23 protein-coding genes and 2 pseudogenes are annotated in these 25,961 nt (G+C 42.4%); 19 read left to right on the top strand and 6 right to left on the bottom strand.

Annotated features, from left to right (window positions below):
• Positions 1-3: 3 nt before the first annotated feature.
• Entirely contained in the window at positions 4-4,188 is a 4,185-nt protein-coding gene (locus K6Y21_RS09985; protein ID WP_233071698.1) for a conjugal transfer protein TraG N-terminal domain-containing protein, read from the top strand.
• 4 nt (positions 4,189-4,192) lie between these two features.
• On the opposite strand, the gene K6Y21_RS09990 is transcribed toward K6Y21_RS09985, so the two are convergent.
• On the bottom strand, positions 4,193-4,960 hold the full coding sequence (locus K6Y21_RS09990) for a hypothetical protein (protein WP_233071699.1): 768 nt from the start codon (positions 4,958-4,960) through the stop codon (positions 4,193-4,195).
• 526 nt (positions 4,961-5,486) lie between these two features.
• Between K6Y21_RS09990 and K6Y21_RS09995 the strand changes: the two genes are divergently transcribed.
• The 4 genes from K6Y21_RS09995 (at position 5,487) to dsbC (ending at position 8,153) form a co-directional block, all read left to right on the top strand.
• Positions 5,487-6,521: a hypothetical protein gene (locus K6Y21_RS09995; RefSeq protein WP_233071700.1), complete on the top strand. Its 1,035-nt coding sequence runs from the start codon at positions 5,487-5,489 to the stop codon at positions 6,519-6,521.
• On the top strand, positions 6,503-6,925 hold the full coding sequence (locus K6Y21_RS10000; RefSeq protein WP_233071701.1) for a hypothetical protein: 423 nt from the start codon (positions 6,503-6,505) through the stop codon (positions 6,923-6,925). Before K6Y21_RS09995 ends, K6Y21_RS10000 begins: the two co-directional genes overlap by 19 nt.
• Positions 6,922-7,359: a hypothetical protein gene (locus K6Y21_RS10005; RefSeq protein WP_233071702.1), complete on the top strand. Its 438-nt coding sequence runs from the start codon at positions 6,922-6,924 to the stop codon at positions 7,357-7,359. The genes K6Y21_RS10000 and K6Y21_RS10005 overlap by 4 nt, the downstream gene beginning before the upstream one ends.
• Positions 7,360-7,442: 83 nt before the next feature.
• Positions 7,443-8,153 (top strand): bifunctional protein-disulfide isomerase/oxidoreductase DsbC, encoded by a 711-nt coding sequence (dsbC, locus tag K6Y21_RS10010; RefSeq protein WP_233071703.1) that lies wholly within the window; start codon positions 7,443-7,445, stop codon positions 8,151-8,153.
• Between the two features lie 51 nt (positions 8,154-8,204).
• Here the strand turns inward: dsbC and K6Y21_RS10015 are convergent, their stop codons facing one another.
• The gene (locus K6Y21_RS10015) at positions 8,205-9,305 is read right to left on the bottom strand and encodes a hypothetical protein (protein ID WP_233071704.1); all 1,101 of its coding nucleotides are present in this window, start codon (positions 9,303-9,305) and stop codon (positions 8,205-8,207) included.
• A 537-nt stretch (positions 9,306-9,842) separates the two neighbouring features.
• On the opposite strand from K6Y21_RS10015, the gene K6Y21_RS10020 reads away from it, so the two are divergent.
• The 5 genes from K6Y21_RS10020 (at position 9,843) to K6Y21_RS10040 (ending at position 12,757) form a co-directional block, all read left to right on the top strand.
• Entirely contained in the window at positions 9,843-10,526 is a 684-nt protein-coding gene (locus K6Y21_RS10020) for a hypothetical protein (RefSeq protein ID WP_233071705.1), read from the top strand.
• A gap of 7 nt (positions 10,527-10,533) precedes the next feature.
• Positions 10,534-10,989 (top strand): hypothetical protein, encoded by a 456-nt coding sequence (locus tag K6Y21_RS10025; RefSeq protein WP_233071706.1) that lies wholly within the window; start codon positions 10,534-10,536, stop codon positions 10,987-10,989.
• Between the two features lie 14 nt (positions 10,990-11,003).
• Positions 11,004-11,522, top strand: coding sequence for a hypothetical protein (locus K6Y21_RS10030; protein WP_233071707.1), 519 nt, complete (start codon positions 11,004-11,006; stop codon positions 11,520-11,522).
• A 64-nt stretch (positions 11,523-11,586) separates the two neighbouring features.
• On the top strand, positions 11,587-12,294 hold the full coding sequence (locus tag K6Y21_RS10035; RefSeq protein WP_233071708.1) for a hypothetical protein: 708 nt from the start codon (positions 11,587-11,589) through the stop codon (positions 12,292-12,294).
• A 127-nt stretch (positions 12,295-12,421) separates the two neighbouring features.
• Positions 12,422-12,757 (top strand): hypothetical protein, encoded by a 336-nt coding sequence (locus K6Y21_RS10040; RefSeq protein ID WP_233071709.1) that lies wholly within the window; start codon positions 12,422-12,424, stop codon positions 12,755-12,757.
• Between the two features lie 202 nt (positions 12,758-12,959).
• Here K6Y21_RS10040 and K6Y21_RS10045 read toward each other — a convergent pair whose 3' ends face one another.
• Together K6Y21_RS10045 and K6Y21_RS10050 are read right to left on the bottom strand one after the other, a co-directional pair.
• Positions 12,960-13,457: a hypothetical protein gene (locus tag K6Y21_RS10045; protein WP_233071710.1), complete on the bottom strand. Its 498-nt coding sequence runs from the start codon at positions 13,455-13,457 to the stop codon at positions 12,960-12,962.
• A gap of 4 nt (positions 13,458-13,461) precedes the next feature.
• The gene (locus K6Y21_RS10050; protein WP_233071711.1) at positions 13,462-14,556 is read right to left on the bottom strand and encodes a coiled-coil domain-containing protein; all 1,095 of its coding nucleotides are present in this window, start codon (positions 14,554-14,556) and stop codon (positions 13,462-13,464) included.
• A gap of 453 nt (positions 14,557-15,009) precedes the next feature.
• On the opposite strand from K6Y21_RS10050, the gene K6Y21_RS10055 reads away from it, so the two are divergent.
• The 6 genes from K6Y21_RS10055 to K6Y21_RS10080 all read left to right on the top strand — a co-directional run bounded on the left by K6Y21_RS10055 (position 15,010) and on the right by K6Y21_RS10080 (position 23,285).
• Positions 15,010-15,567, top strand: a complete 558-nt coding sequence (locus K6Y21_RS10055) for a hypothetical protein (protein ID WP_233071712.1) — start codon at positions 15,010-15,012, stop codon at positions 15,565-15,567.
• A 45-nt stretch (positions 15,568-15,612) separates the two neighbouring features.
• The gene (locus K6Y21_RS10060) at positions 15,613-16,632 is read left to right on the top strand and encodes a radical SAM/SPASM domain-containing protein (protein WP_233071713.1); all 1,020 of its coding nucleotides are present in this window, start codon (positions 15,613-15,615) and stop codon (positions 16,630-16,632) included.
• A complete protein-coding gene (locus tag K6Y21_RS21405) occupies positions 16,632-17,801 on the top strand; it encodes a radical SAM/SPASM domain-containing protein (RefSeq protein ID WP_233071714.1) in 1,170 nt (389 codons plus the stop codon). The genes K6Y21_RS10060 and K6Y21_RS21405 overlap by 1 nt, the downstream gene beginning before the upstream one ends.
• 15 nt (positions 17,802-17,816) lie before the next feature.
• On the top strand, positions 17,817-18,620 hold the full coding sequence (locus K6Y21_RS10070) for a hypothetical protein (RefSeq protein ID WP_233071715.1): 804 nt from the start codon (positions 17,817-17,819) through the stop codon (positions 18,618-18,620).
• Positions 18,621-18,885: 265 nt separating this feature from the next.
• Positions 18,886-20,088, top strand: coding sequence for an efflux RND transporter periplasmic adaptor subunit (locus K6Y21_RS10075; RefSeq protein WP_233071716.1), 1,203 nt, complete (start codon positions 18,886-18,888; stop codon positions 20,086-20,088).
• Between the two features lie 2 nt (positions 20,089-20,090).
• Complete coding sequence (locus K6Y21_RS10080; RefSeq protein ID WP_233071717.1) at positions 20,091-23,285, top strand: efflux RND transporter permease subunit; 3,195 nt, start codon at positions 20,091-20,093, stop codon at positions 23,283-23,285.
• Between the two features lie 267 nt (positions 23,286-23,552).
• On the opposite strand, the gene K6Y21_RS10085 is transcribed toward K6Y21_RS10080, so the two are convergent.
• Entirely contained in the window at positions 23,553-24,245 is a 693-nt protein-coding gene (locus tag K6Y21_RS10085; protein ID WP_233071718.1) for a hypothetical protein, read from the bottom strand.
• A 354-nt stretch (positions 24,246-24,599) separates the two neighbouring features.
• On the opposite strand from K6Y21_RS10085, the gene K6Y21_RS10090 reads away from it, so the two are divergent.
• Both K6Y21_RS10090 and K6Y21_RS21260 read left to right on the top strand, forming a co-directional pair.
• Positions 24,600-25,073: a hypothetical protein gene (locus K6Y21_RS10090; protein ID WP_233071719.1), complete on the top strand. Its 474-nt coding sequence runs from the start codon at positions 24,600-24,602 to the stop codon at positions 25,071-25,073.
• 69 nt (positions 25,074-25,142) lie between these two features.
• Entirely contained in the window at positions 25,143-25,271 is a 129-nt protein-coding gene (locus K6Y21_RS21260; RefSeq protein WP_285229734.1) for a hypothetical protein, read from the top strand.
• Here K6Y21_RS21260 and K6Y21_RS10095 read toward each other — a convergent pair.
• Positions 25,261-25,582, bottom strand: a pseudogene (locus tag K6Y21_RS10095) (IS66 family transposase); the annotation flags it as partial. The gene K6Y21_RS21260 and the pseudogene K6Y21_RS10095 overlap by 11 nt on opposite strands.
• A 3-nt stretch (positions 25,583-25,585) precedes the next feature.
• On the opposite strand from K6Y21_RS10095, the pseudogene K6Y21_RS10100 reads away from it, so the two are divergent.
• Positions 25,586-25,948, top strand: a pseudogene (locus K6Y21_RS10100) (integrase core domain-containing protein); the annotation flags it as partial.
• Positions 25,949-25,961: the final 13 nt, after the last annotated feature.

Raw genomic sequence — 25,961 nt, forward strand, 5'->3', positions numbered from 1 at the left:
ATTATGGCATCAACTGTTATTTACAGTATCGGAAACATGGAATTTACCATGGCAATGCTTAATGGCGTGGCCCGATTGTATGAAAATCAGTACACGCTTGGTATTTTTGCTGCTAGCGCGACAATCTTGGCCTTAATGGGTGGGTTTGTCATGAGGTTAGCAGAGCCAGAGTACCCCGCCATAAAAAACTGGCTTTTTGGCCTAATATTATATGTTGTGTTTGTAAATCCACTCTACACCGTTGATGTAACGGTTGAAAACGTCAGAACTGGAGAAGCTCGCAATGTTGACGGGTTGCCACTGTTACCATCATATATGGCTATGATCTCGACGAGCTTTCTATACTTGCTAATTGATAAATATGCGCAAGCATTCTCGGATGTCGATGGGTCTAATCCACTGGAAAATTTGAGTATGGACCCTTATCGGGCCTTATCCTCACTACGACACTACAGACCTTCTGCATCAGGAATGCTTGGTATAGTGGGTAAGAGTATGTCGACTTATGCAAGAAGCTGTCTAGCTCCTGATATTCAACAAGGCGGAACTGGTGCTGTTACTTTTGAGGGGATTGAAAGCGCTAATCCGTCGGCAGTCTGGGATAGAATGTTTACGAATAATGAGTTGTTGTTTGCTACCTTAAGCGTCCCTCCCGGCATGACATACGCAGTGCCAGCTGGTTCTTATATTGCCAGCTCTCCAGTTACTTCGACCCCTGAGTATGATCTGGTTGAAATGTCTTGTCCCGCGGCTCATTATGTCGTTGCTCAAATGCTCCGTTCCAATGAATTTAACGATGAGTTAGAGCTGGATATGAAAGCAAACGGACTTGACTCTGCTGCGTTGAATTCATTCATTAATATCAATGTGTCTGAGTACAGTGGTGCAGAAGATGCCTATACGCTAACCATCGCTGAATTCACAAAATATTTTACCGAGCAAGGGTTAGAGCAAACATCGGTTCAGTACCCTGCAATATATGCCCAGTGGCAAGCAAAACAATCTCGCTATTCTCAAATGACAAGTGATCGTGATCTGTTTTTAGAAATGGTGCCCGGGTTGCTTAGCGCATTAGAAGGCTTTGTTTTTTTTATCGTGCCCGTTATGTCTATCATGCTGCTGTTCGGCATGTATGGCTTGAAAGCGCTCATGAGCTACTTTATGTTGCTGGTATTTATTAACACATGGCCCTTGGTTAGCATGATGACTAACTCATATTTGTCGATGGCTATCACTGGACGGTTACATACCACTGGCACGATGAGCAACGCAGTTAATTATGGGAATATAAACTCAACGTATGAAACCATCGAAATGTATCTTTCAGTTGGTTCTGTCTTGTCTACCTTGGTTCCAATGTTAACTATGTTTCTGTTATATCGTAACGTGCACAGTATGCTTGGAATGGCTAATAAGATGGCTCCGAATACCAATGTGAATACTGAATTTGCCAACCCGAGAATGATGTCGCCCGCAACGGACGGTAAATTTAATCAAGGAGATATTTCTGCCACTTTCAACCATGGCGCTGGTGGTCTTCTTAATAACTCTCACTCTGGCCTCGCTGCCAGTTTGCCAGCGTTATCTATGTCGCAAGGTTTTAATGCTAGTGCTTCGCAAACACGAGCGAACAATCAAGAAAAATTGTCATCAATGCAAAGTCAATTGAGTAACACTATTAACTCAATAGTGTCATCTGAAGCTGCGGGTCAATCCAGTATGTCTTCTGGAAGTGAAACGGCTGGTGGAAGAACCCAAACCAGTAGCGCTGACTGGAAACAATTACAGGCATTTGCGAAAAGCTTAGGTGTTGAATCGGCACAACTAATTGGTTTAGCTGGAGAGTTAGGTGGTTCAGCTGGTGGCCAACTGGGGGGGAGATTAGGCGCTGCATTATCGAAAATTGGCGCACAATTTAATGCGTCTGGCAAAATCTCAATGACTGATATTGATAAAGAAGCTTTATCCCGACGTTTGGAGGGCTCTCTTAATACCTCTGAAGGTTCTAGTGCAGCACTTTCAATCATACAAAGGGCTGCTAGATCGGATTCGTTTACGCTCTCAGGTAAAAATACGGAGTCAGCCGCTGAGGCCCGCTCAATCGCTCAAACCTATTCTGAATCATTAAAGGAGAGTGAGGCATTCGCAAAAGCGGCATCAACAGCGGCTGGGGCTCTAAGCTCGATCACTTTGGATAACGGTCGACTTATTTCAGATAGGGATATGGAAAATGCAATTGTAAAGGCAGATGGTGGCCTTGGCTGGGCTTTTGATGGTGTATCAAAAGCAGATATGAGCAGGCTTACCTCAGGGTTACAGGAGAAAGGGTTTCTCAATAAAAATGAATCTCTTGAAGAGGGCTTAAATCGTCAAATAGCAAGCATAAAGAGAAACAACGACCTTGCTGGTTATCAAAATGGAGAGGAAGCAGCTCAAACATATCTCTTCTCTCAACTGTTCCAAGGTGTGTCGAGCAGTGCCGGAGAGAGTACCAGTCAAGTTCAAGCCGATTCTCGCGTAATGGCTACAATGTTTGGCAATATGAGCCAACGTATCGAAGGTATGAATTTACAGCTTGATACCGCGAGCCGTGCATTTCAGGCGATTGGTGGTAAGGATGGGATTGTTAACTCGAATATTGATCCCGATGGTACTGTTGGTTCAAAGGTCGAAGAGGGAGCAGCTTTTCACAATCAGAATGCAGGCATCATCAGTGCACGGGAAGGTCAGATTGGAGGTATGGCCGCTTCACGAATCCAAGCTGCTCAAGTCTTTGCTCAACAGGGGAATACAGAGGCTCATAACGCCTACTTAGAAGGCAAGGATACGGTTGCGAGTGCCTATGAATCTCAATCTAAACACTTGCAGCAATTCGATTCTGCTAATGGAGGAGAACGTGTTCAAGGGGTTTCTGACACTCAGCGCGTATTTATGAGTAGCCTGAAAGATAAGGTTGATGGTCTCGTTGAAGCTCCTCTTGGTTGGGCTGCAGATAAGCTTGTTAAAGATCAGATTATAAATGACATGAAAGAGCAAGGTGCCATTAGCGAAAGAACGGCCCAAGCGCTTCTGGGGGTGGGTGTTGACAAAGAAGGCGGAGAGCTGTTGTCGAATATGAGTAACCTGGCCATCACAACAAATCTCGCAACTAATGGTACTTATCACCGAAGCGCCGAAGCTCGTGAAGAGATGTTTAAATTGAATGAACAAATACAGAATGGTTCATTTGATGCGGTTGTTGAAGCTTACCGTAACAGTGGCTTAGCAAATACACCAACCGGCCAAGCTAGTTTGAAGGTTATTGAAGATGATTTAGCTCATTATAAGGACCAAATTCAGTCTTTTGTTTCGCAGCAAAATGCTGTTCAGGGTCAGGTCGCTCAAAACATTGAATCAATGGATTTATCCAATGGATTTACATCTAAATCAGGTGAATATTTATCCCCAGACGAACTGAAGAATAGGTTAACTGAGCTTGGGAATACCCCTGTAGAGGCGGAACGGTTTATCAAAGGAGTCGAACAGGCTGGCACGACTACGTATAGCGGTGCATGGGTTCCAAATTCGCGAATGACGGAAGGTGACAGAATGAATTTTGAGTTGATTTCGCAATATGGTGGAAAAATTACAGAGGGCATAAGTGATTCGTCAGGGTATATGGGGATATTGTCAAGCGCGTCTGTTGTTGCAAACACTCTTGAGGGGCGGGATATTCATGATACCCCTGCTTCGTCCCAGCCATCTCAAGCTGTGAATGCAGAGTCTAGTTTGGATAATACTCTAGCGGTGCCCCAGCCATCTCAAGCAGTGAATGCAGAGTCTAGTTTAGGTAATACTCCTTCGGCGTCCCAGCCATCTCAAGCTGTGAATACAGAGTCTAGTTTGGATAATACCCTAGCGGTGTCCCAGTCTCATGTTAAATCATCAGAATTTTCAGACTCCGTACTTGGGGAGCAACCAGTAGGAATTCGAACATCTTCAGAAACAGATGTATCGAGCGGTAAATTTGATCACTCGGAGGGCTTTGGCGTCGCTTCTATATTTAGTGATGGCCAAAGCTATCAAGCGACGAAGTTAGACGCTGCAAATGGCTCGGATGCAGTTAGGTTGAATAATTCTGGAGCTGGAGAGGCAAATAAATTAAACCGATCAGGTACAGATGAAGGCACAAAATACCAAAGCCTCTAGGTGTTTACCCCAAAAAATGTGACCAAGAACGCCAGCCATTATTCCGATAAAATTTATCGGGATTGGCTGGGATATAGTCTGGGCGCCTACCTTCAAGGTTTGCTTCTTTCCAATCTCTTAGCGTTATTATCTGCATCTCGTGTGCCCACGCTTTCGCTTCGTTGTACTCATAATAGCGATGTTGTTTTTTCGTAACGTTGCCGGTTAGGAAATAGTTCCAGCCTTTCCAATCGGGGTAAAATACCGCGGGCTTATATGGAATATTACTGGGCCGTTTACCTTGCCTGCAAAAGTTCAGCCAGTCCGTCGCTGTTGCTAAATCAAATTGCTTTACGATTTCCACAGCCTCATTTAGAGGTAGGTACTGACTCGGTTTATCACACAAAAATTCTTTCCAGCCTTCCCATTCATCTCGGTAGTATAAGTTGGGGTTGGAAGGGATGTGATTGGGCCTTCTGTTTTCCCTGCAGAATTGAACCCACTCTTCAAATGTGTGTATTTTATTGGACTTTACAAAATATTTGGCTGCGCGGTAACTAACAAACTCCTTTCTTACTTTACCGAACAAGTCGTTCCAATCTGACCACTGCTCAGTAGTATTTTTTTTGTTATAACACCGCGGAGGATCGGAAGGAAGGAAGCTGGGTGAGCTATCATCCTTAACCCATGCTCGGTACTTTGAAACTGAATTTATATTGTGTTCTTTGCAGTAATCGCGAAGCTGGGAGAGCGTTAGTTTTTTCGCTCTTTTACTTATAATTTGTTGTGTCATAAGCCAATGAGCCCGTTTTGGCTAAAAGATGTTAGCCTCAAAAGCAATCAACCTGAGGCTGTTTGTGTCAAATCTTGTACCGTTTCACACTATATTTTACATACATTATAATAGCTTAGTGTGCTGATTATGGCTTAAATTAATAGTAATTTTAGGGTTGTTCACAAAATTCAATAGCTTTTCTTGAGCCTCCTTCTCGCTTTTGTGAAGCAATGGCCAAAGGAACGTTGTCCCACCGACTTTAACATATGATTTGAAACAATTATTGTTTATTGGTTCAACAATGATCTGAACGAAAGCCTGTTTAGAACGGATTAATGCTTTTCGGATATTGGCTACGTTGTTTGTAAGGTAAGAGCACTCGGTTTCAATCATATAGACCTCTTTTGTTATTATTATTGTCGTTCGAATCATTTTACATGCGCAGTTACACCCAGTTTTCATTGGCAAAGCAATAATGCTTGTTCTAATGTGCTTTTGCTTGTTTTTTTTACTTTATTATCTCATTCGAGTCTAAGGGGATGATATGAGTAGAGATATAGACAACTTTTTACGCGACAAAGTTTACCCAAAAATTCATATTTATCAGCTTGTTGCGTTAAAACCCTTAATTCGAAGCCCTCATAAAAGTGAGTGTTCGATTGACTGTCCTTCCTGTGGTCAAACAATGCATCATCATAAAGGTCGCGGGGATGTTACGTGCATCAACTGCGGTAACTGGTCTCTATTTGATCTTCACTTGGCTTTGGGGTTTACCAGTGAGTTTGCATTGCGCTCACTGTGTGATGCAGTAAGTGAGCGATTACCCGCATGGTGCTTTACAGCGGATGCATTTTGGTCTCGCTTAAAAACGTTGAAAAACGTCTTAAATAGAGAAGCTGTGTATCTACAAACGCTTGTTAGTCAGGGGGCTATACCCGAAAAAATCCCCCATGTGAATATAGGAGGATGGTCACCAGGGCACAACAGTAGTGGTGAATATAAATCGATTTTAGAGCCTTCTTTTGTGGTTCCATTCTTTGGTAAGTTTGGATTAAATTTGGCTTATATTTCGCTTGATGAAGTGGCTAAGTTTGATGTTGGGAATTTGATTTCCACTAAATTTGTAAATCCTGAACCATGGCCAATATTGTTTCGAAGACATAAGAATAATACTAAATCTCAGTCTGAACCTTTGGTTACCAGCCACCTCCTTCTCGCGATTTACTTACTGTCTTTTGGAATGCCGTGTCTCTATATTCACCGAGCCTGCCATTACTCCGATCCCTGTTATGCGTTAAGTGGCGACCCGGTTATAAGGTTTGCCAATTTGCCTTGTGTGAATTTAATAAATTTTGGAAGCTTGAGATTGTTTGAAATAGCAGAGCGATTACTAGAGGCCTGGAAGGGCTCATCTATGCCTGTAGCTCAAGTTACCTTGGATGCTTCAACGGACAATATGACCGCACAGGATGTTGTTGAATTTGTCGTGCTGCGTGCTTTACAAGGTACTGTTGATACCGACGTTATATGTAATGAGTTGGCGGCGAAAGGAGTACAGCTTTGTATCCAGCAAAGGTAATGATCAAGAGCTTAGATTCTAACCGTTTATTCAGGTTACATATAGCCATTTTTGCTTATTTCGAGTGCGCAGAAATGAGTCTCAATCAGGTGACATTTAGCATCTTCACTAAACCAAATCATCTTGAGTTCTCTGCTGTATGTGAGCCCGGCTATAGACATTTACTAACTGTTGATTGCGCTGCATCGTCACGGTTTGATGTTTTTGGTCATGTCGATAGCGAGGGGAAAAAGGCGCAGTTTATGCTGTTGTTGTTGGATAAGCTGGGCGAGATTGATGAGTCGCTTTGTAACTTAATTGGTCGTGAAATGATGATATCGAGTTTAGCCTCCCTACTCACGTCTCATGAATACCTAATCGTTACAATTATTGGTTTATTAGAAGAAAAGGAGGTCACAGTATGATTTGTTTTTGTTGGCGATTACTCCGTGATTGTGTCTGGGCTCGCTACTTAGTGATTTTAGCTTCAATCGTTGATTTTGTACTTATTTTAGGGGTTATGAACTCTTACAGGTTATATGGTATGTCGTTTACTTTATCCCCCGCAGTTGTACTCGGTTTGATTATTGTGGTTTGTGCCAGCTACACCAAGGAGATCAGGATAGACGAAGGTATCCTGTCAGTTTGTCATTGTCTGTTTGGTTTTCGTGTTTACAAAGGGATGACTATCAACGTAGGAAGCACGGATGGTATACAGCTTTGTTTATCAGGTGCTTATCGTGACGAATACTGTATGTCATTTAACAACGTAATCATTGCGTTTTTTATTTTAAGGTCAGGCTTCTTGGTATCTAAAACAGGTGAGATTTTTGGTGCTAGCGGTCCAGATATTCACTAAACAATCCAAAATAAGGTTTGTGTTGAAATTGTGTCGCTGACTTTTCGAGTAATCTTTTAACTTTCTTTCATAGGAGTTTGTTTATGAAAAAGTCGTTTTTGGCCTGTGCATTGATTTCTTTACCTGCTCTATCGATGGACTTAGCCTCTGTATCAGCAAGTATATCAAAAAATTTAGCAACACTTGACCTATCTGTAGTTTCGGTATCTGAATCTGCTGTTAGCGGTATTTACGAAGTAAATACCGGGAGTTCTATTATCCATGTTTCAGAAGATGGGCAATATGTATTTTCTGGCGATCTCTTTCAATTTACTAACAGCGGTATTGAAAACTTATCAGCAACCAAGCGAGGTAAGTTAACATTGAACGAGGTTTATAATGAGAAACTGGACCCCATCAAATATCCAGCCCCTAATGAGCGATATGAGATTACAGTCTTTACGGATAGCAGTTGCAGTTATTGTCAAAAGCTGCATGCTGATATGCAGGGTTATAATGATTTAGGAATAACTATCCGGTACCTCGCTTTCCCCAGAGGGGGGCTGAACAGTCCTGCTTATTCAGACATGGTTTCAGTTTGGTGCTCCGATAACCGAAACGAAGCGATGGATCGTATTAAAGGTGGTGGGAGTATTGCCGCAATTGATTGCGATAATCAGATTAACTTACAGTACGAACTTGGTGTTAAATTAGGTGTACAAGGGACGCCTGCGGTTATAATGCCGAATGGCAAGTTAGTTCCTGGCTACGCCCCTCCTCAAAAAGTGTTATCAATGATAAAACAGAACCTCTGATTATGTTGCCCTTGGCATAGCCAGGGGCGTTACCGTCTGTTTGGGCAAATGCTAAATTCTTTCACTCATTACAATCCGCGTTATTGGCTTAGGTTTGATGACGGCAAGATCACGCTTTGTTAGGTTCAAGAATGTCGCTCTGTAAGAGCCCTTGGTTGAGAATGAATAGCTAATCATGCCACCCGAGCTAATATCAGATTCTGTCAAACTGTGCCTACTTTTATGGTTACCCAGTCTAATATCAATATAAAAACTTTTACTGTGGATGTATTCGCGAAAGTAGTTTGCTTCGGGGCGGGCAGCCCGGCCATAAAACACGATTTCGTTATTTTTTGGGCTAGGCAGCAAGCTTAGTTGCTCAAAAGCTGTTAGCTTAGGTACATCAAATTGATAACTTACATCAAATACGACTTTGTAAAAGCCGTTTAACATTTCTTCAACTTCAATTGGTGAATAGACCAACTTAACATGCTGGTTTAAGCCATGGATAAGATTCGTGTGGAATTTCGCGACATCAATGCGTAGGGCAGAATTAGTGTTATTGGCAAGATCTAATAGAGATCCGGCGGCAGCTTCCTTGCTAGATAACTGATAGATTTCACTAATTTTGCTGTTTAGCCTGAGGACGTTGGCAGCACCTTCTTTGTTGCAGCATTGAACGGTTTCATTTTCCAAAACCCGCCAGAGTTGTTCAATTTGCCGCCGGGCGAGGCTAAGCTGTTTTCTTGCATCGTTGTTGTTGTAAATGGCATCAAGTTGGGTTTTAAAGCTCTGCTCGTCTAATTGTACTTCACCCACTGCATCAATTTTAAACGCACTTCCAACAGGAGTGATATTTTCCTTAATGATTCTTGCTTTAGTGACACTGCTGCTAATTGTCATAATATCTTCGATTAGCTCACTATCCATTTCGTTGTAACGCAGACGGCTTTTACTCTCTATATACACTCCAAGTTTTTCAACAGCTAGCGAGCGAATCTTTAATAGGATGTTATTTCTAGCTTGCGTTAGGGACTCACTTTCACTGGCGTAGTAGTTAGTTTCAACGAGAACTGTTTTGTGTGGTTCCGCTTTGTGTGGTTCCGCGTTGGCCGCTAAGCTATGGACTGCAAAGAAGCTGATAATAGAGAATGTACATAATGATCTAAACATAAGCTCTCCTTTCTTTAATATTGTCTATCTTAACCGCTAAAAAAAGATGCGCTACCGATAAAAAGGTACAAATCACTTGGCTTGCCAAAAACGGGCCTTCTAATGCAAGTTTAATGTCCCATTCAGAGGTAGGCTATCGTTATTGATTGAGTTTTTTGGATTTACATATGATGCATGTAGTTAACGTTCTAAAGTGGATTGGAGGCATATTCTTTTTTCTGGCAACGTGGCTAGCTCCTACAGTTTTTGCTGTATTGATTGTTGACTTGTTCCGCTATCCCGACAGTTATTTCGGTGTGTCCACTATCGAGCTATTGGAGGCGATGGTAAGTTTGATTAATCCTTGCTTGATTCTTCTTCTGATTATTAGAGTTGCTTGTGCAACCAGCCCTGTACTATCTAAGTCATCATCTATGAAGTGGGTATGGAAGCATGATTAAGGTGCTTCAGGTTCTAGTCATATTGCTTTGTTCATTTAAAGTGAGTGCATGGCCAAGTTGGTCTCTAGTCTCGATCACTGAGTCCGCGGTAAAGTCTATGCCAAATAGTTTTGTTGTAGTTTTGAATGAAATTTCTACGACTGTACTGGTTAATACAACCAGCGTGCTCGCACCAAAAGGCGCGAGTGATTTTACTGTATTGGTAAATATGCTTGGTATTGAGCGAGGTCAAGAATATCGGCCTTTAACATTTCACATAGCCGATGAGTTGCAACACGTAGGCTCTGTATGCCGCCCATCATTCTTGCTTAGTACAAAAGAGCAAGCTTCAACTCGTTTGATTTCTGCAAGTAATTGTATCGAGATGGTTGAAACGGATCGCGAGCTTGTTATGGTTTTGGCCATGGCTTCGTTGGCAATGTCAGATTTACATGACCCGCTCATATTTGATGGTCATGAGCGTTTACCAAATGATACTTGGGGTAGGGTTGTGCGGAATAACCAAAGACTACACATAGCTTACAAGTTGGCGTTTAAGAAGCACAGTCCTCTAAATGTAAATGTGGAGTCGATTGTTCCAAGCGCAATAGCCATGGACTCACAAGCATTGCTTAGCATTATCGATGACGAATCATTTACTGGAAGTAAAGATTTGATGGAGCTGCAATATGAACAGTTTTACCAAGATCAGATTATTGCTGCATCGCGCAGGTTAAGTAGCTTAATGTCGGCTGCTTTATCTACATCTCCAACATTTCTAATGTTATCTGCAAATAATTGAGGTGCTTATGTCATATGTTCACAAGAGAACCGATTTATCTTCGATTCAGTACCGTGCCAGCTCATGCAAGTCTTCAGTTAAAAGCTTGACAGCGCTGCCTGTGTGCCTATTGCTATTTAGCACTGTTTTCTTGGTTCTTGGTCTTGCGTACAAGTTCGGGCCAGAACGATTACTTAGTTTCGATACTTCGCCGGTTGCATCGATGCACAAAATGGCTATAGCAGATCTTGTTGGGTCATGGTCTAACCATGAAGATAATTCTGACTGGTTCACGTTACAAAATAACGGCTCATTGACTTATATCGTTGAAGGAGCGCATCGCTCAGCTGTGATTGATTTTGATGGTTATGAGTTGACCATCTCAACGTCATCACGGATTAGACATTTTGTGGTTAGCCCTGATGGCTCGCTGCTTGAGAATGTTAAAGGTTATGGTTTGGTTAAATCTTACACCAAAAAATAATGTAAGGAGTGGTAATGAATATCTGGATAATAATTGGATCTATCCCTCTTGTTTTAATCGCCCTATATTTTCGGTCACAGGATAACAGCCGAAGCAAAAAACATCTCAGTCATGATAAGGAGGGGGCCCATAGTAGTTTCGAGTTAGTTGATGTGGATATCCCTAAAGAAGTTGTTGAGCAGCCACCAAAGCGTACTTTGTTGTTACTGGATATTGTCGCAAAGTTTCAAGGCGAGTTAGAACACGAATATGGCATTGCCTATGGATATAGCTTTGAGCAACTTGACAGTGTTAGTGGTAATGAGTGTGAGTTACTTAATTTATCCCTTTATTACTTAACACCTGAACAAGTTGGGGAGCAGGTAAGGCTTAGGGGGTGGCCTATAAGGAAAGTAGATATACAGGAACTGTCTGCAGAGTTGGTATTAGCCCGGCAATGGCTACACAACCGAAAATTGAAAATATCTGATTTAAGGGGTTTTGCTCTCAATGAACAAGTAGATAATGGATTAGCATCACGTAGCGCCTTTTGATAAATAATGTATTGTTTTCATCTTTATCAAAGGCAAAAATCTTGCCTGATATAGTGGGTGATATATGAGTGCTGAGTTAAATCCAGTATTATCGATGAATGAGAAATTTGGCGTTAAGTACCTTCGAGTTTGCTTTGTTAAAACGCATAACGATAGCAAGCGCGTTTCCGCGGAGATATCGGTTGATATAAAGCCAGGTAAAGAGCGCACGCAGCGAGTTCGGAAATCTTTTTCCGTGTCGCGCCTGGGATTATCTTCATCCGTCATTGCTGCTGTAGAGTTGATTGCTCAGGCTCTTTCACTAAACGTAGTGCAGCGTGAGCAAGTGTTGTGTTATGTCTCGAAGTCAGAATTTCTTGAGGAATTATGGAGCCGAATATATTCAACATTACCAAATGATTGTTATTTGCATAGCCATCAAGATTTGATTAGCGATGCGAAAGCTCGGTTCATAACATACAAAATAACTTCTCGAAAGTGCACTATTTTTTGGAACGGGATAAGGCGTAATAAGCGCGTAGTTGACAAATTTAATTTGGTAGACGCTTTTGCTGATGCGGTGGTCGAGGTGCTTCCCAGGCTATTAATTGACTACGATAAAGATGAGTTAGCTTTGTATATAAATTCAGTATATTTGGCTAATATGCACGCTTGTGCTAGAGCGATAGAGCTTGACCCGGATGAAGTATTACCTGGTATAAAGGAGTGGCAACTAATAGTAAACTCGAGAATTTTGAAAGAATCAGAATCACTGAGTTTGTATGTAGCCTAATGGTGTAGAGTTGCACTTTATTATTGCTTGGAATGCCAAAAATAGTTATGCCATTGAAACAACAAGACTGAATTATTTTGTATATATAATATGAGTAAATATTATCAATAAATTACGGAGTTTTGTTATGAATCTCTCAGTTAGTTTGTTGCTAGGGCTTATGTCGTCAATTGCTGTTGCCGGTTATCCATTGGATAACCATCGTTTCGAGCCAGAGTGTGCTAAGTGTGACCAGTTGGATAAGGAGCTAGTAATTATTAGGCATGCAAAATGCGGACTGGAGTTATCAACTAAATCTCAGGCTGATATTAAATTTTACGATCCAATTTACATATATTCTATTCAATTTTTAAAGAAAAATGGTGATGAAAACTACCACCATCTCATTGATAACCTCTATGGGACGGTTGTTTGTGAAAATAGTTTTCTCTGGTTAAAAGGTTTAAAGTCGTTAGAGAGTTAGCAAAAATGGAACTTTGTATATTAACAGTTTTTCAAGGTGCAATCATCGTGGTGTTTAGTGTTTGGAGCACTATTCAAATTGGGACTATAACCTTTTTAAATTCAATGTTGATCATAATTTCATTCGTCATGGGCCTGCTGGTAATGCTTTGGGGGGGGGTAGCTGGGCTTAACTTGTTTTGGTTGCTTTACTAATATGTGTATCAATTCTTGGCTTGTTCTGAAATGAGTTTGATAAGATAATTATCCAAAGTTAGTGACTCGTCATTTGCTTTGTTATATTGAGATACTTTTTTTGTCAATATGGCGTATGTTTCTGCACTGATTTCAATCGTCTTTTTCGTTAGCTTTACCCGTTTTCTGGCTATCTGCTTGCGAACTTCTCGCCATCCGTCTTCTTCCATGTATTTGTAGAGCAATCCATTAAAGTCATCCAAAGCTGCTTCCAGTGCGGGCTCGTCACGTTGCCGCTTTGATGAGTGCTTAATGAGTTTATCCCAAGCAGCTTTAAGCTCTGACTGGGGCTCAAATAGTAAATAGTCTGAGCGGTCTCGAAACTCAGGTTTGTAATAATAAACCCGGCCGTGGTTCTTTCGACGCACACCGACATTGATCAGCATATTGCTAATGATGCTGTAAGCGACATCAATTTCGTCAACATTGAGCATGGATAGCTTGCCATTGCCGTGCCAGTAATGCATTTACCTAGCTCTCCTTGCTTTGTTTAGCAAGGTCAGTAAGGCGCTCTTCCAAGGCTGAAATCTTATCGCGGGCACTATCATTGGCTGACTCCAATTGCTTGATCAGCTTTTCATTGCCGGCAATGGTTGTTTCAAAACGGGCAATGGTTTTATCTGCTTCCCGTACCTGCTCAGTCAGCTTGGCTTTAAGCTCGTCAACTTGCTTAGTTTCGCTGTTAAGCTGGGACATCAAAGATGCAGTATTACTCTTAGCGTTATCCAGATCTTTTCGCAGTGCAATTACTTCATTGCTGGCGTTCTGACTGGCTTGCTCCGCTTTGGCTAATGCTGCGCGCAAGCTGGTTTGTTGCTCATTGTAATTGTTGATGAGCTCTTGATTGCCCTTAAGCGTGGCCTCATATCGTGCAATTTCTTTGTTCAGCGAGGCTATAGTGTCGTTCGCAGCTTTGTTCTGTGACATTAAAGACTCAGATTGAAGCTTAACCTCGTTAACGTATTTTTCGTTTCCTTCAACTCGCAATTCTGCCTTAGCAACCTCGGTCCTAAGCTGCTCGTTTGTTTGAGATAGCGTTTGGTTGCTTGCTTTGCTTTCATTAAGTTGTTGGCGTAACTCGTTAACGGTAGCTTGGTTGGCTTCTCGCTCTTTTTCTAAATCTTGCTTGGCCTTGGCAGCCATCAGTTGCAGCTCTCGCTCAAGTTCGACGATGGTTTTCTCTTTTTGCTCTAGCACAGCTGATTGCTTGATGTGTTTATCTTCAAGTTTGCTCAGATCATCAAGGGCGGCATCGCGCTGCTCAATGGCACTATCCGCTTTATCTTTATATCGCTGCTCGGCTTCAACACTGAAGCGAGAAATTTCTTCCATGAATGATTTGGTGAATGTGGCCGAAAAACCGAGTTTGTCATAGAGGGACTTTTGAGTAGCTTCCAGCTCATCACGCCAGTTAGCAAAGTATTTATGAATGGTACTGGTGCTTTTGACTTCTGGGATCATATTGAGCACAAGTCGAACGCTTGGCTTCGTGCCCTGGCTATACAGATCGTTACAGATAGAGGTTACTTTATCTTGCAGCGTATCCGAATTCAGTTTGTCACTCATTGATGGCCTGCCTTGAAGGAAGATATTCACGTTATGACAAAATATACACCATCACCGAACATAGAACAAGAACGAACAGTGTTCGTTCTTTTGGGGTGTTAGCTTGCTAGAGAAGGTAGCTAAGCTGTTTAGGAACAATACAGTTTGCACGCCAATTACAAACTGAATACAAAACATAGTGTTAGGTTCTGTGGTTTTTGCAGGACGGGGGGGGAACTTAAGGCAATACCAAGCCCACAATTCTCGTTAGTGTACAAGCTTAATTGTACCGATTGCTGTAAGTGCCTGATCAACTTCTCTAGGTGTGTACTGACTATATTGTGCGAAAACACTAAGTATATTTCACTAAAATTTTATAATATTGTGATAAGTTGATTTAGATCAGGGTGGGTAGAGTGGGTCGCACTATAGTAGCGAACACTGTTGACATTAATGTTAAAAAATGGAGAAAATATGAAAGCATCATCAATTATTGCTGGCGTCATAGCTTTGACTGGACTGACAGCGGCGCAAGCAACGACAGTTGTGGAGTCAGGTCTTTCAAGCAACATTATTGAAAGATATACCCTGAAGCAACAAAAAGAAGTGTTTGAATTTTCAAGAACTAATGCTTCATTTGTAATGGATTATATTTCCAGCTGGAAAGATGCAACAGATGAAAGTAAAGAAAAGATGACTAAAGATTTTCTTGCGAGATTTACAGAAGCTGTGTCTACTGAATTTTCAAATAAAGATATCAATGTTCAGCTGCTCTTAAGTCAAACGATTGGCAATGCGCACAACTTATTATTAGAAAGAAATCAAGAGCAAGATTTCAGTAAAGAAATCACGGAAATTCATAACTATATTCAAAAAATCGTGTATGAGCACACAGGTAAGTTGGTGATTACCGAGTATGCTGCTACGGACACGATTTGGCCACAGCATGGTGCTCACTTCCCAAATAAAGTAAATCCAGATCCTGATTTATTTGATCAGTTCAAAAATTATTTTAGTAGCTTGTTCTCATAACTTTCATACATATGGAGTGGGGTCAATATATTGCCCCCAATTTTTATGCTGACCATCATTGTTAAGCTCACTAATGAATGTAACCTAAGTTGTTCCTATTGTTATAGAGATACTAATGATAAGGGAGCAATATCGATTGTAAACATAGTTCGACTAATTAAACAAATTGATGAGATAGGAAAAGATGAAGTAACAATGATTTGGCATGGTGGTGAGCCAACAATGCTTGGTGCTGACTATTTTAGTTCTGTTTTTTCTGCTCAAAATAAACTGAAAACTAAGTTTACCAATAAAATGCAAACGAACTTAGTTTCAATCCCAAATAGACTTTTAGATCTATTAATTCAAGAGGGGGTTGACTTAGGTATTAGCATTGATATCCCACTTATAAAGCATGACAAGAATAGGCTTTTATTGTCTGGTGAGGGCTCTGTAGGCCGGGTAGTTAAAAATCTAAATAAGATTAGAGAAAGGAATGTTCCATTATGCGTTGTAAGTGTTGTAAGTGATAAAGATATCGCTGCGGATGATGTGATAGATTTCATTGAGGGTTTTTGCCCTGATAGCATCAGTCTTAACGCAGATTTCAATGCTACAGAAATAGTAATAAATAGCAACCTAGTTTTTGATTTATATTCCTATAAGCTTTCTAGTGACTGCAGTACGTATATTAGAGAAGTTGATACACTTATCTCAATGTTTTCCCCGGTAGGACGAAAAGGGTTTTGTCATTATCAAAGCGATTTCTGTGGGAAAGATTATCTTTCAGTTGATGTAAATGGCAATATATATATTTGTTGTGACAAATTAATTGGGGATACAGATTTTTTGATTGGAAATATGTTTTCAGATGATTTGAAAACCATTCTAGATTCGGATAGATATAAGTCTACCTTGCAAAAGCTTCAGTCTCAGAGAGCCAAATGCACTGAGGGATGTTCAATATCAAAATCATGTAATGGTGGCTGCATATGCGATAATAAAAGTATAAAAAAAAATGAAATATGTAGTCAAAGGGTGGAGTCTGTAGAGCGTATCAGAAATGATTTTTTGGAGAGGTCTTAGTGGGTTTTTCAACTGGAAATACATTTTGCGTCATTATGAAGTCAACCTTTGATTGCAATCTTAACTGTAGTTATTGTTACCAAAAAGGTGTATCAAAAGGATCAAGTTATCCGAGAATGATGCCTTTACTCATAATTAAAAAAACTATCGAAAAGTTTCGTGATGCCGGCTATAAAAGGTTAGAGTTACAGTGGATTGGAGGAGAGACGACCCTTCCGGGGATTAAGTATTTTCGAGACATATTTGATCTATCGAGAATGTACTCTGATAACAGCTTTCAAGTCTTTAATCGGGTTCAATCTAATTGTACTTTACTCAATGAAAGTTGGTTTTCCGCTTTATCAGATTTTTCAGATGTATTTGACCTATCCATTAGTTACGATGTGTATTTAGATTACTTTGAAACTATTCAAGAAATGCCAGAGAAAAAGTCTCGTCTTATTTTTAATAAGATAGAGAATAACATTGATAGACTGGTGGAGGATGCTGTGGATTTTGGTGTTCTTGTTACAGTAGATCTTGAACGAAATATATCTCCAAGAGAAATGTTTGACAAACTAATTCAGAAAGGAATAAGGAAAATTGCATTCCAACTTAATTACTCACACGTATTTGACTTTGGCATTAGCAGTAAAGGTGATTTGTACATAGATTTCTTAAAGGAAATGTTTAAATTTCAGTATGAGCATAATTTAAGGAATGTAAAAGATAAAGTGTATATTCGAGAATCACTTTACCTCCAAAGATACATCCAAAGCAATGAATATTCAGCATCGTCATGCCACAATCACGCATCACTTTGTAATAGCTACATGTGGTCGATCGACACGAATGGTGATGTTTATGGAACATGTGACTCTTTTGTTAGAAACTTTGATGATAAAGTTGAAAGTATTATAATTGGGAATATTGCTGTAGAGTCTGTTGAAGGCATAATGTTTGGCGAAAAGCATCAAAGGTTGCAGGAAGTTTTTTTCAATCTGAGAAATGAAAGTAAGTGTCTTAAGTGTAGTTTTTATAAATTTTGTAATGGGGGTTGCCCTGTTTACAAGTCGGAAAACAATAGTTTGGAAACCTTTAATGATAAAAGTGGTTATTGCAATTATATGAGGAAGTATTTTTCCTTAATTGAAAATGAAGATGTTAATTTTTTTCATAGCGCAATATAGCTTAAGAGGCATCGAATGAAAACTTCAAGTTTGGACTTTGTGCCCCAGCAGTATACCGAAAAAGTTAGATGTGCATACGAGTTATTCTATGATGATTTTTCACTCTCCTTTGATGTGGTTGTTAGTAATGAACCATTTCCTAATGTTTTGTTTTGTGAGGGAAAGAATTGTCAGTATGTTGATAATGTAGTGACTATTGGCATTGATCATTTAGATGATGATATCGATAGCATTGCATACAAGCTAAAGCACGAGCATATTCATTGGCTAGTCAACTCACTATTGGGGTTCCGTCCTTTGGCTGCTTTTAATGAAGGTATCGCTGTTGCATTGGCTGATTGGACTTTTAGAGAAAAGAAATTGGGGTTCAATCAGCATAACCTATGCAGAGAGATAATGTCTCGTAGCAAGTTGATACCAATGGAAACTTTGCTTAACAATCGTTTATATCATGGTTTACGTCATGATGTACGTGTAGATTTACAATTTGGTTCTTTCTGTAAATTTTATATTGACAAAATTGGACTTGTTAAATGTTGTGAATTATTTCAAAATGTTTCGATTGATTTCCATAAGCCATCAGCACAAGTAATGATTTCGGAGTTTATTTTTCAGTGGAAGCAAATGTTAGCAACCTTGAATGAAGAACCATTAAGTGCCAAGTTCTTTGGTAGGTTAAACCTAAATCAAGTCATTAGATGTTCGAGTCACCATTGTTCCCGTTGTTCGTTTCCTATAAACATAGATGAACTTGAATGCGGAGTATGTGGAGCAATGAATACGCAAAGTAGTTTTGAATTGGATTTGAGCAAGTATTAGGCTTTATTACCACTAGCCTTGATTAGCTCTAAATGCACAATGAACAACCACCAAAGCGGACTTGGTAACACCTCTTCATTAAATCATCCGTGATGGCTTAACTGTCGCATTCTTGAGACCGATAGCCGGGTTTTAAAAGATCGTTAACCGCTAAGTTCTTTCGCGTGTTTGCCCTAGCAGCGATAACGCCCTGATCCGTAATGTGGTTTTATTGCTGTGTTCCTTCTGTCGGTTGGCTGTTGTAAGAATGTTAAAGGACAAGGTTTTGAATAAGCTTAAGATAATTTTACCTATTGTGGTGTTAGGGTTAGGTATTGCAGGTTATATGGGCCTCGCTTCTTTGCAGCAACCGCCGCAGCAAAAGCCGCCGGAAACCAAATTGGTGCAAGTCAGTGTGGTTGAAAACCAATTTCAGCCTATGACCCTAACGGTTGCCTCTTACGGTGTGGTTAAAGCCAAGTATGAAACCGATTTGGTGGCGCAGGTGGGCGGTGAGCTAACTTATCTTGCCCCTGAGTTTATTCGTGGTGGTTTGGTGCAGCAGGGCCAAGTGCTTGCCAAGATTGATCCCAGTGATTATGAGGTGGCGTTAATTCAAGCCAAAGCCAATGTGGCCGCCGCTAAAGCTGCGTTAGTACAAGAAGTGGCTTATGGTAAGGTGGCTAAGGAGCAATGGTCAGATATTAAAAGCAAATTACCAACCGAGTTGAGCCTGCGTAAACCGCAATTAGAGCAAGAAAAAGCCCGTCTAAAGTCAGCCGAGGCCAGTCTCAAACAAGCTCAGCGTAACCTTGACCGCACCGTGATCCGTGCTCCTTACGATGCATTAATTGCCAGTCGTCATATTGGCCCTGGTGGTTATGCTGCGCCTGGTGCGTTATTGGGCCGTATCTTAAGCACCGAGTTTGCTGAGGTGCGCTTACCGCTAGCACAACAAGAATTTAATTTCTTAGACAATCAAGGGATGGGCGCGCAAGTGCTGTTGACCTTAGGTCAGGATATTTTTCATGCCAAGGTGGTGCGCAACGAAGGCGTCATCGATGATTCCAGTCGCATGGCCTATTTGGTGGCAGAAATCCCCGACCCTTATGGTCGCAGCAAGGGGGGAGCTAGCTTGCCCTTTGGTAGCTATGTGACAGCCGAAATTGAAGGTATCAACGCGGGTATGGTGAGCGTGTTGCCGCGTCATTTGGTGACCGACGGCAAGGTGGCGGTATTAACGCCGGAGCGTACTTTGGCTTATCGTGAGGTGGAGGTGCTGCGCTTTAATGCCGGTGAAGCCGTGATCACCGCAGGTTTAGAGCAGGGCGATAAAGTGATTAACTCGGCACTCGATTATGCCTTACCGGGCATGGCGCTAGATTGGGTCGATGATCCTGAGCGCGGTGCAGAGCAGGTGGAGCCAAACCCAGAGTCTAACACTAAGCTCGCGGGCGATGCCGCCAGTGCAACGACGGTAGAGGGTTAAGCATGCTAGACACCAACAAAGGGGTCATTGCTTGGTTTACCCGTAACAGTGTCGCAGCCAATCTGTTAATGATCATGATTGTCGTCGGTGGTTTGCTCACAGCGGGCACGATACGTAAGCAGTTCTTTCCGCAAATCGAAGTGAATTGGATCAAGTTCACCGCTGCCTTACCCGGTGCCGCGCCACAAGAAGTGGAAGAAGGCATCATCACCAAATTTGAAGATGCCATCGAGCAAGTGCAGGGTTTAGAGCGCGTTATCGCCTATGCCAACTTGGGTTATGCCACCACTTATATCAAGGTCAATGACGACTATGATGCCAGCTTAGTGTTGGACGAAGTGAAGGCGGCGTTTGATAGCGTGTCTAACTTTCCAACGGAGATGGAAGGCCAGCAAATTGAGCGCATTAAGATGCGCCAAGATGTCATGTATATCAGTTTGTTTGGCGATCTTTCCCCGCGTGAGTTGAAGCACACAGGTAAGCTGATTTTTGATGAAATCCGCCAACTGCCGGGCGTGAGCATTACCGAGTTTTATGGTGGCTTGGAGGATGAAATCTCCATTGCCTTGAGTAAGGACAAACTCAGAGAATACGGCTTAAGTTTCAATCAAGTGGCCAATGCGGTGCGTAGTCATTCCGGCAATATGTCGGCGGGTGGCATTCGTGCGCAAAATGGTTACATTAATTTACGTGTTGCCAATCAAGCCTATAGCGCGGCTGATTTTGGCAATATTCCCTTGCTGACTCACCGTGATGGCTCAGTGCTGACTTTAGGTGATGTAGCTGACATCACCGATGGCCTAGCCCAAGGCCTACATTATTCGCGTTTTAACGGCCATAACTCGGTCACCTTTTACGTGGGCGCCGCCGAAGATCAAAGCCTGACCGTGGTGGCCGATACGGTTAAACGTTATATCGAAACCAAGCAAACTCAGTTACCTAAGGGCCTTGAGCTAGCGCCTTGGGTGGACATGACCTACTACCTTGAGGGCCGGTTAGAGCTCATGCTCGACAGCATGAAAAGTGGTGCTGTGCTGGTGTTCTTGATGTTGGCGTTATTCCTGCGGGTGCGCTTAGCATTTTGGGTGATGATGGGGTTACCGGTTTGTTTCTTGGGCACCTTATTCTTAATGCCCTTGAGCATGATAGACGTCACCATTAACGTGGTGAGCTTGTTTGCCTTTATCTTGGTATTGGGTGTGGTGGTAGATGATGCCATCGTGATGGGCGAAAGTGCCCACAGTGAAACCCAGCGTCATGGTCATCATATTGACGCCGTGATCAGCGGGGTAAAACGTGTGGCCATGCCCGCGACCTTTGGCGTGTTAACCACGATTGCGGCCTTCTTGCCTTTGGTGCTCGATGACGGCCCGACTGCCGCCTTTGGTCAAGCCATCGGCTATGTGGTGATCTTGTGTTTGCTGTTTTCCTTGGTGGAATCTAAGTTAATTTTGCCTGCCCATTTGGCCGCAATGAAACCGCCGAAGCAAGTGCGTCCCGGCTCGCGTAATCCCTTGGACTGGTTAAGGCTGTTGGTAAACTGGCTGCAAGCTAAGGTCAATCTGGGTCTAAATTGGCTGATAACCGATGTTTATCGCCCTTGTTTAACTCGTGCGGTCGGTTACCGCTATACCTTGATCATGCTGTTTATCAGCCTGATTTTAGTGTGTGCCGGTTTGTATCAAGGCGGCGTGGTGCGCTTTGTTGGCCAGCCGAAAATCCCCCATGATTTTCCAACTATCAGTTTGACCATGAACGCCGATGCCTCGGAGCAAGCCACCTTAGACATGGCGCTAAAAATCGAGCAAGCTTTGAAGCAGGTGGACCAAGACCTTGAAGCCGAGTTTGGCCAAGTGATGATCTCTGACATGCAGGTAGACTTACGTGGCCGCACACAAGCCGAGATTTTAGTGCGCTTGGTTGAGCCAGAGCTAAGACCCATGAACACCTTTGCCTTGGCTGAGCGCTGGCATCAAGCCATCCCGCCCTTGCCGGGGATGAAATCACTCACCATAGAAGACAACTTATTTGGTAATGAGCGCGATGATGGTGATATCAGCTTTCGTTTACAAGGCACAGATCAGCAACAAATGGATGCGGTGGTGGCCAAGCTAAAGCAGCATTTAAACAGCTTAGCTGGGGTTAACAATGTAAACGACAGTAGCCAAAGCCACAGTCAGGAAGTGCTGTTTACCCTTAAACCGCAAGCTCATAGCCTAGGCTTAAGCTTGGCGAATATTGCCATTCAGGTGAATCAAAGCTTTTATGGCTTAGAGCTGCAAAGAGTGATCCGCGGGGGGGATGAGGTACGTGTTATGTTGCGCTACCCTGAACAGCAGCGTAATAGCATCAGCCATGTTAACAAGGTCTTGATCCAAACCGCTCAAGGGGTGCAAGTGCCCTTGTCTGAGGTGGCGCAGGTTAGCTTTGTTGATGGCTTAAGCCAAATTCGTCGTGAGAATGGCCGCCAAACCGTCAGCGTGTGGGCGTCAATTGATGCCAGCCAAGCCGAACCGTTTAAACTGGCGCAAGATGTACGCGATAACTTCCTGCCACAATTATTGTTGCAATACCCTAGGGTGAGCACCGAAGTCGCGGGCAGCATAGCTCAGCAAATTGAGAATACCAATGAGCAGCTGCGTAACTTCGCCTTGTCTATGCTGTTGGTGTACGCTTTACTCGCTATCCCTTTAAAGTCTTACGCCCAGCCCTTGATGATAATGGCGGTGATCCCGTTTGGCATTATTGGCTCGGTGGCGGGCCATCAGCTTATGGGCATAGATTTAAGCTCGTTATCCTTGTTTGGCATTATTGCCGCGGCGGGGGTAGTGGTGAATGACTCGCTGGTGATGGTGGATGATATAAACAAGAATCGCCATGTGGATCGGACATCGACACAACCATTGGCGGCCATCGTCGTGGCCTCGGGCTGTCGTCGTTTTCGCGCGATTTTACTCACCTCGCTGACCACCTTTATCGGCTTAATGCCGATCATGATGGAAACCAGCATGCAGGCACAAATGGTGATCCCAATGGCGGTCAGTCTAGCCTACGGTGTACTCTTCTCAACCGTGGTGACCTTGTTCCTGATCCCTTGTTTGTATCTGTTTATTGATGACATCAAACAGGTTGCGAGGCGTATTCGTGGTATTAAGCCAGAGCAAAATCAAGAAGATGGGTTGTTAGAGCGTCACTGAATCTAATTCTGTAGATACACTGTTCAAGCTAAAGTTTTTTCTGAAATTGAATTTTTTCTAATTATGAGTTGGAGTATCCCCTAATGTCGGAGTCTTACTACTGGTGTCATCTTTAGCAGCGCTTTCAGTGCCACATGCGGTCAGACCCAAAGAAAGTGAGAGCGCAATAGACACTAGTTTTTTATTTTCATAGTTTATCATCCAAAAAGCCCGATTTCAGATAATAAGTGCGACATTCATGGAAAGGCGTAGAAGAATGAGTGCAAACTAACGCTTGCTGCAGTTGTCCGGGTCAGCAGCAAAGTAATAAGCTTTGGTCTGCTGGTAAGCCTGTTGGTAAGCCGCCTGCTCTGAGCTGGCCTGTTTGATGGCCTTTTCATTTACTGAGAGCAGAATAAACAGGCCGGAGAAGCGTTTGTCCTCTTTTACCTCATAGTCTGAGCTGCGGCGGTAAAAGGTTGGCTCAGTGATCACCCAGTGGCGACCTTTTTCGGTTTTAAAATCAAATCGCTCTTTCAGCATGCCTATGGTCTGGGTAGCGTATTGGTAATCGGATTTGCGAGGCGTTAAATAGTGCCAGCTGTAGGTATAGCGCTGGTCATTGATGAAGGGCACCTGTTCTTTCTTGTAAAAGGAGTCGTTTTTAACCGCCGTCGCGGCTATGTTTTCTTTGGCCGGCTGCTCATTCAGGTAACGATATTGGCGGGCTGCGGCTTCTCCGGCGGTTTTTCTCAGCGCCTGTTGAAACAGGCGGTCGTGTTGTAGATAGTCAGAAAAGCCCTCGCCGTTCTCCCATTTTCGAATACAGACAAAGTAGTTTTTATAAGGGAACTGGTCGAGACTAAATACCTGAGTGCTATTTATCGTCACCTTTTTATACGCATTCATGGTGGCGGGTATGGCCTTGTTCGCAAACAACAAGGTACTCAGGCTTAGCGCCAGCATCAGTGGTTTATTCATCAGAAACTCCCAGTGAAAAGGCATAAATTACCATAAAAAAAATATCAAACAGTGATAAGTTAGACAGTTTCGGGGGGCTATTCTAGGAAAGATAAAAAGCTAGGGTAGGAATGTGGGTAGGCTTAACATCATAGCTAGTTTACGCGTATGCCACTGCGGTGGAATGTAATAACAATCGTCATCACATCACTGACTGGCGGCCTTGAAGGTTTGTTTCTTATCTATTTATCTGAGGAAATTAGGTATTATACCAAGCAGGTTAGAAAGTGTGACAAAAGTCATCGACGTCAACAAAAATAGCGTCTAAGATTTTCAGATTGTCGCCTAGGCCTTATACGCAAGCTGAGATTAGTTATGAATAAAACGCTACTTGTTATCTTATTCCCTATCGCTCTCTCCTCTTGCGGAGGAAGTAAGGTTGAGATAGCTATTGACCCCTTTCAAATTCAATATCAAAGAGTTAGCAATTGGAAAGTGTTCTGTGATGTGCCCTATAAAATAACAAACTACACAGACAACAACCTTAAGTTTAAAGCTAACATCAAAACCGACAGCGGCGTTAGGTTAAATTCTAGACCGGAAACTTTCTCGATAAATCATAACTCTAATATGCAAGGTGTAATAACTAGCTCATTTAGGAGTTGGGATGATTGCAATCTGCTCTACGAAAGTGCAAAAGAGTCTAGTTCATTCTTGATTGAACTTTATAATGGGTGCCCGTTCGAAGGTATGTCTGATAAAGAGTGTGCTGAGTCTATATCCATTGTTCAGAGTGATGTAGGTATACCAGTAGCCGAAGCTAAAAAGCGAGAAGTTCGCCCAAATTAAAAACACTTTGAGTCTGTCCAGACTGGGCTGGATAAACATATTTATTTAGCTATCATCAATGGACGAATTATGAAGCCGATTACCACATTAAGCCTTGCCGTATTATTCGGTGCCAGTCTAGTGGCTTGCTCAGAGCAAACCACACCAGCCGAAAGTAAACGCCCCATGATCCCACGGGCTGATGTTGCTAATGTTTGAAGTTCCAAGGCAGAAGTAAATCGATATCTGACTCCGCTTTTGCCAGCTCTTTTATGCACTTGACCATATAGTCGTAGAGGATGAGACCGTTGGCTTTCGCGGTTTCAACGATGCTGTGCTCGCTTCAGCTCCGTTAGGGTTGGTCGAGAAGAGCCAGTTCTTTCTCCCAATGACCAGCGATTTTATTGCGCGTTCAGCGCGGTTGTTGTCTATCGATATATGGCCGTCATCGATATAGCGGATGACGGCCATTGGCCGAGCGTGTATTTTATCGCCTTACCCAGCGGGCTAGACTCTATCACTTGTTGAGTTGCCCAGTGCTACGCATTCTCACTGACAGAGGAACCGAATATTGCGGTAAAGTTGAACATCACGATTATCAGCTATATTTGGCAATTAACGATATCGATCATACAAAAACGAAGGCAATGTCACCACAGACCAATGGCATCTGTGAGCGCTTTCATAAGACGATATTGCAAGAGTTCTATCAGGTTACATTCCGTAAGAAACTGTATGGCTCACTCGAAGAGCTGCAAAAGGATCTGGACGAGTGGATGAATTATTACAATAATGAACGCACACATCAGGGCAAAGTATGTTGTGGCAGAACGCCACTAGAAACATTACTTGATGGTAAAAAGATTTGGGCAGAAAAGAATTTGGCTCAAATCTAAGCTGACAACGGCA

The organism is Motilimonas eburnea, assembly GCF_021295345.1.
GTDB lineage: Bacteria > Pseudomonadota > Gammaproteobacteria > Enterobacterales > CBDFNC01 > Motilimonas > Motilimonas eburnea.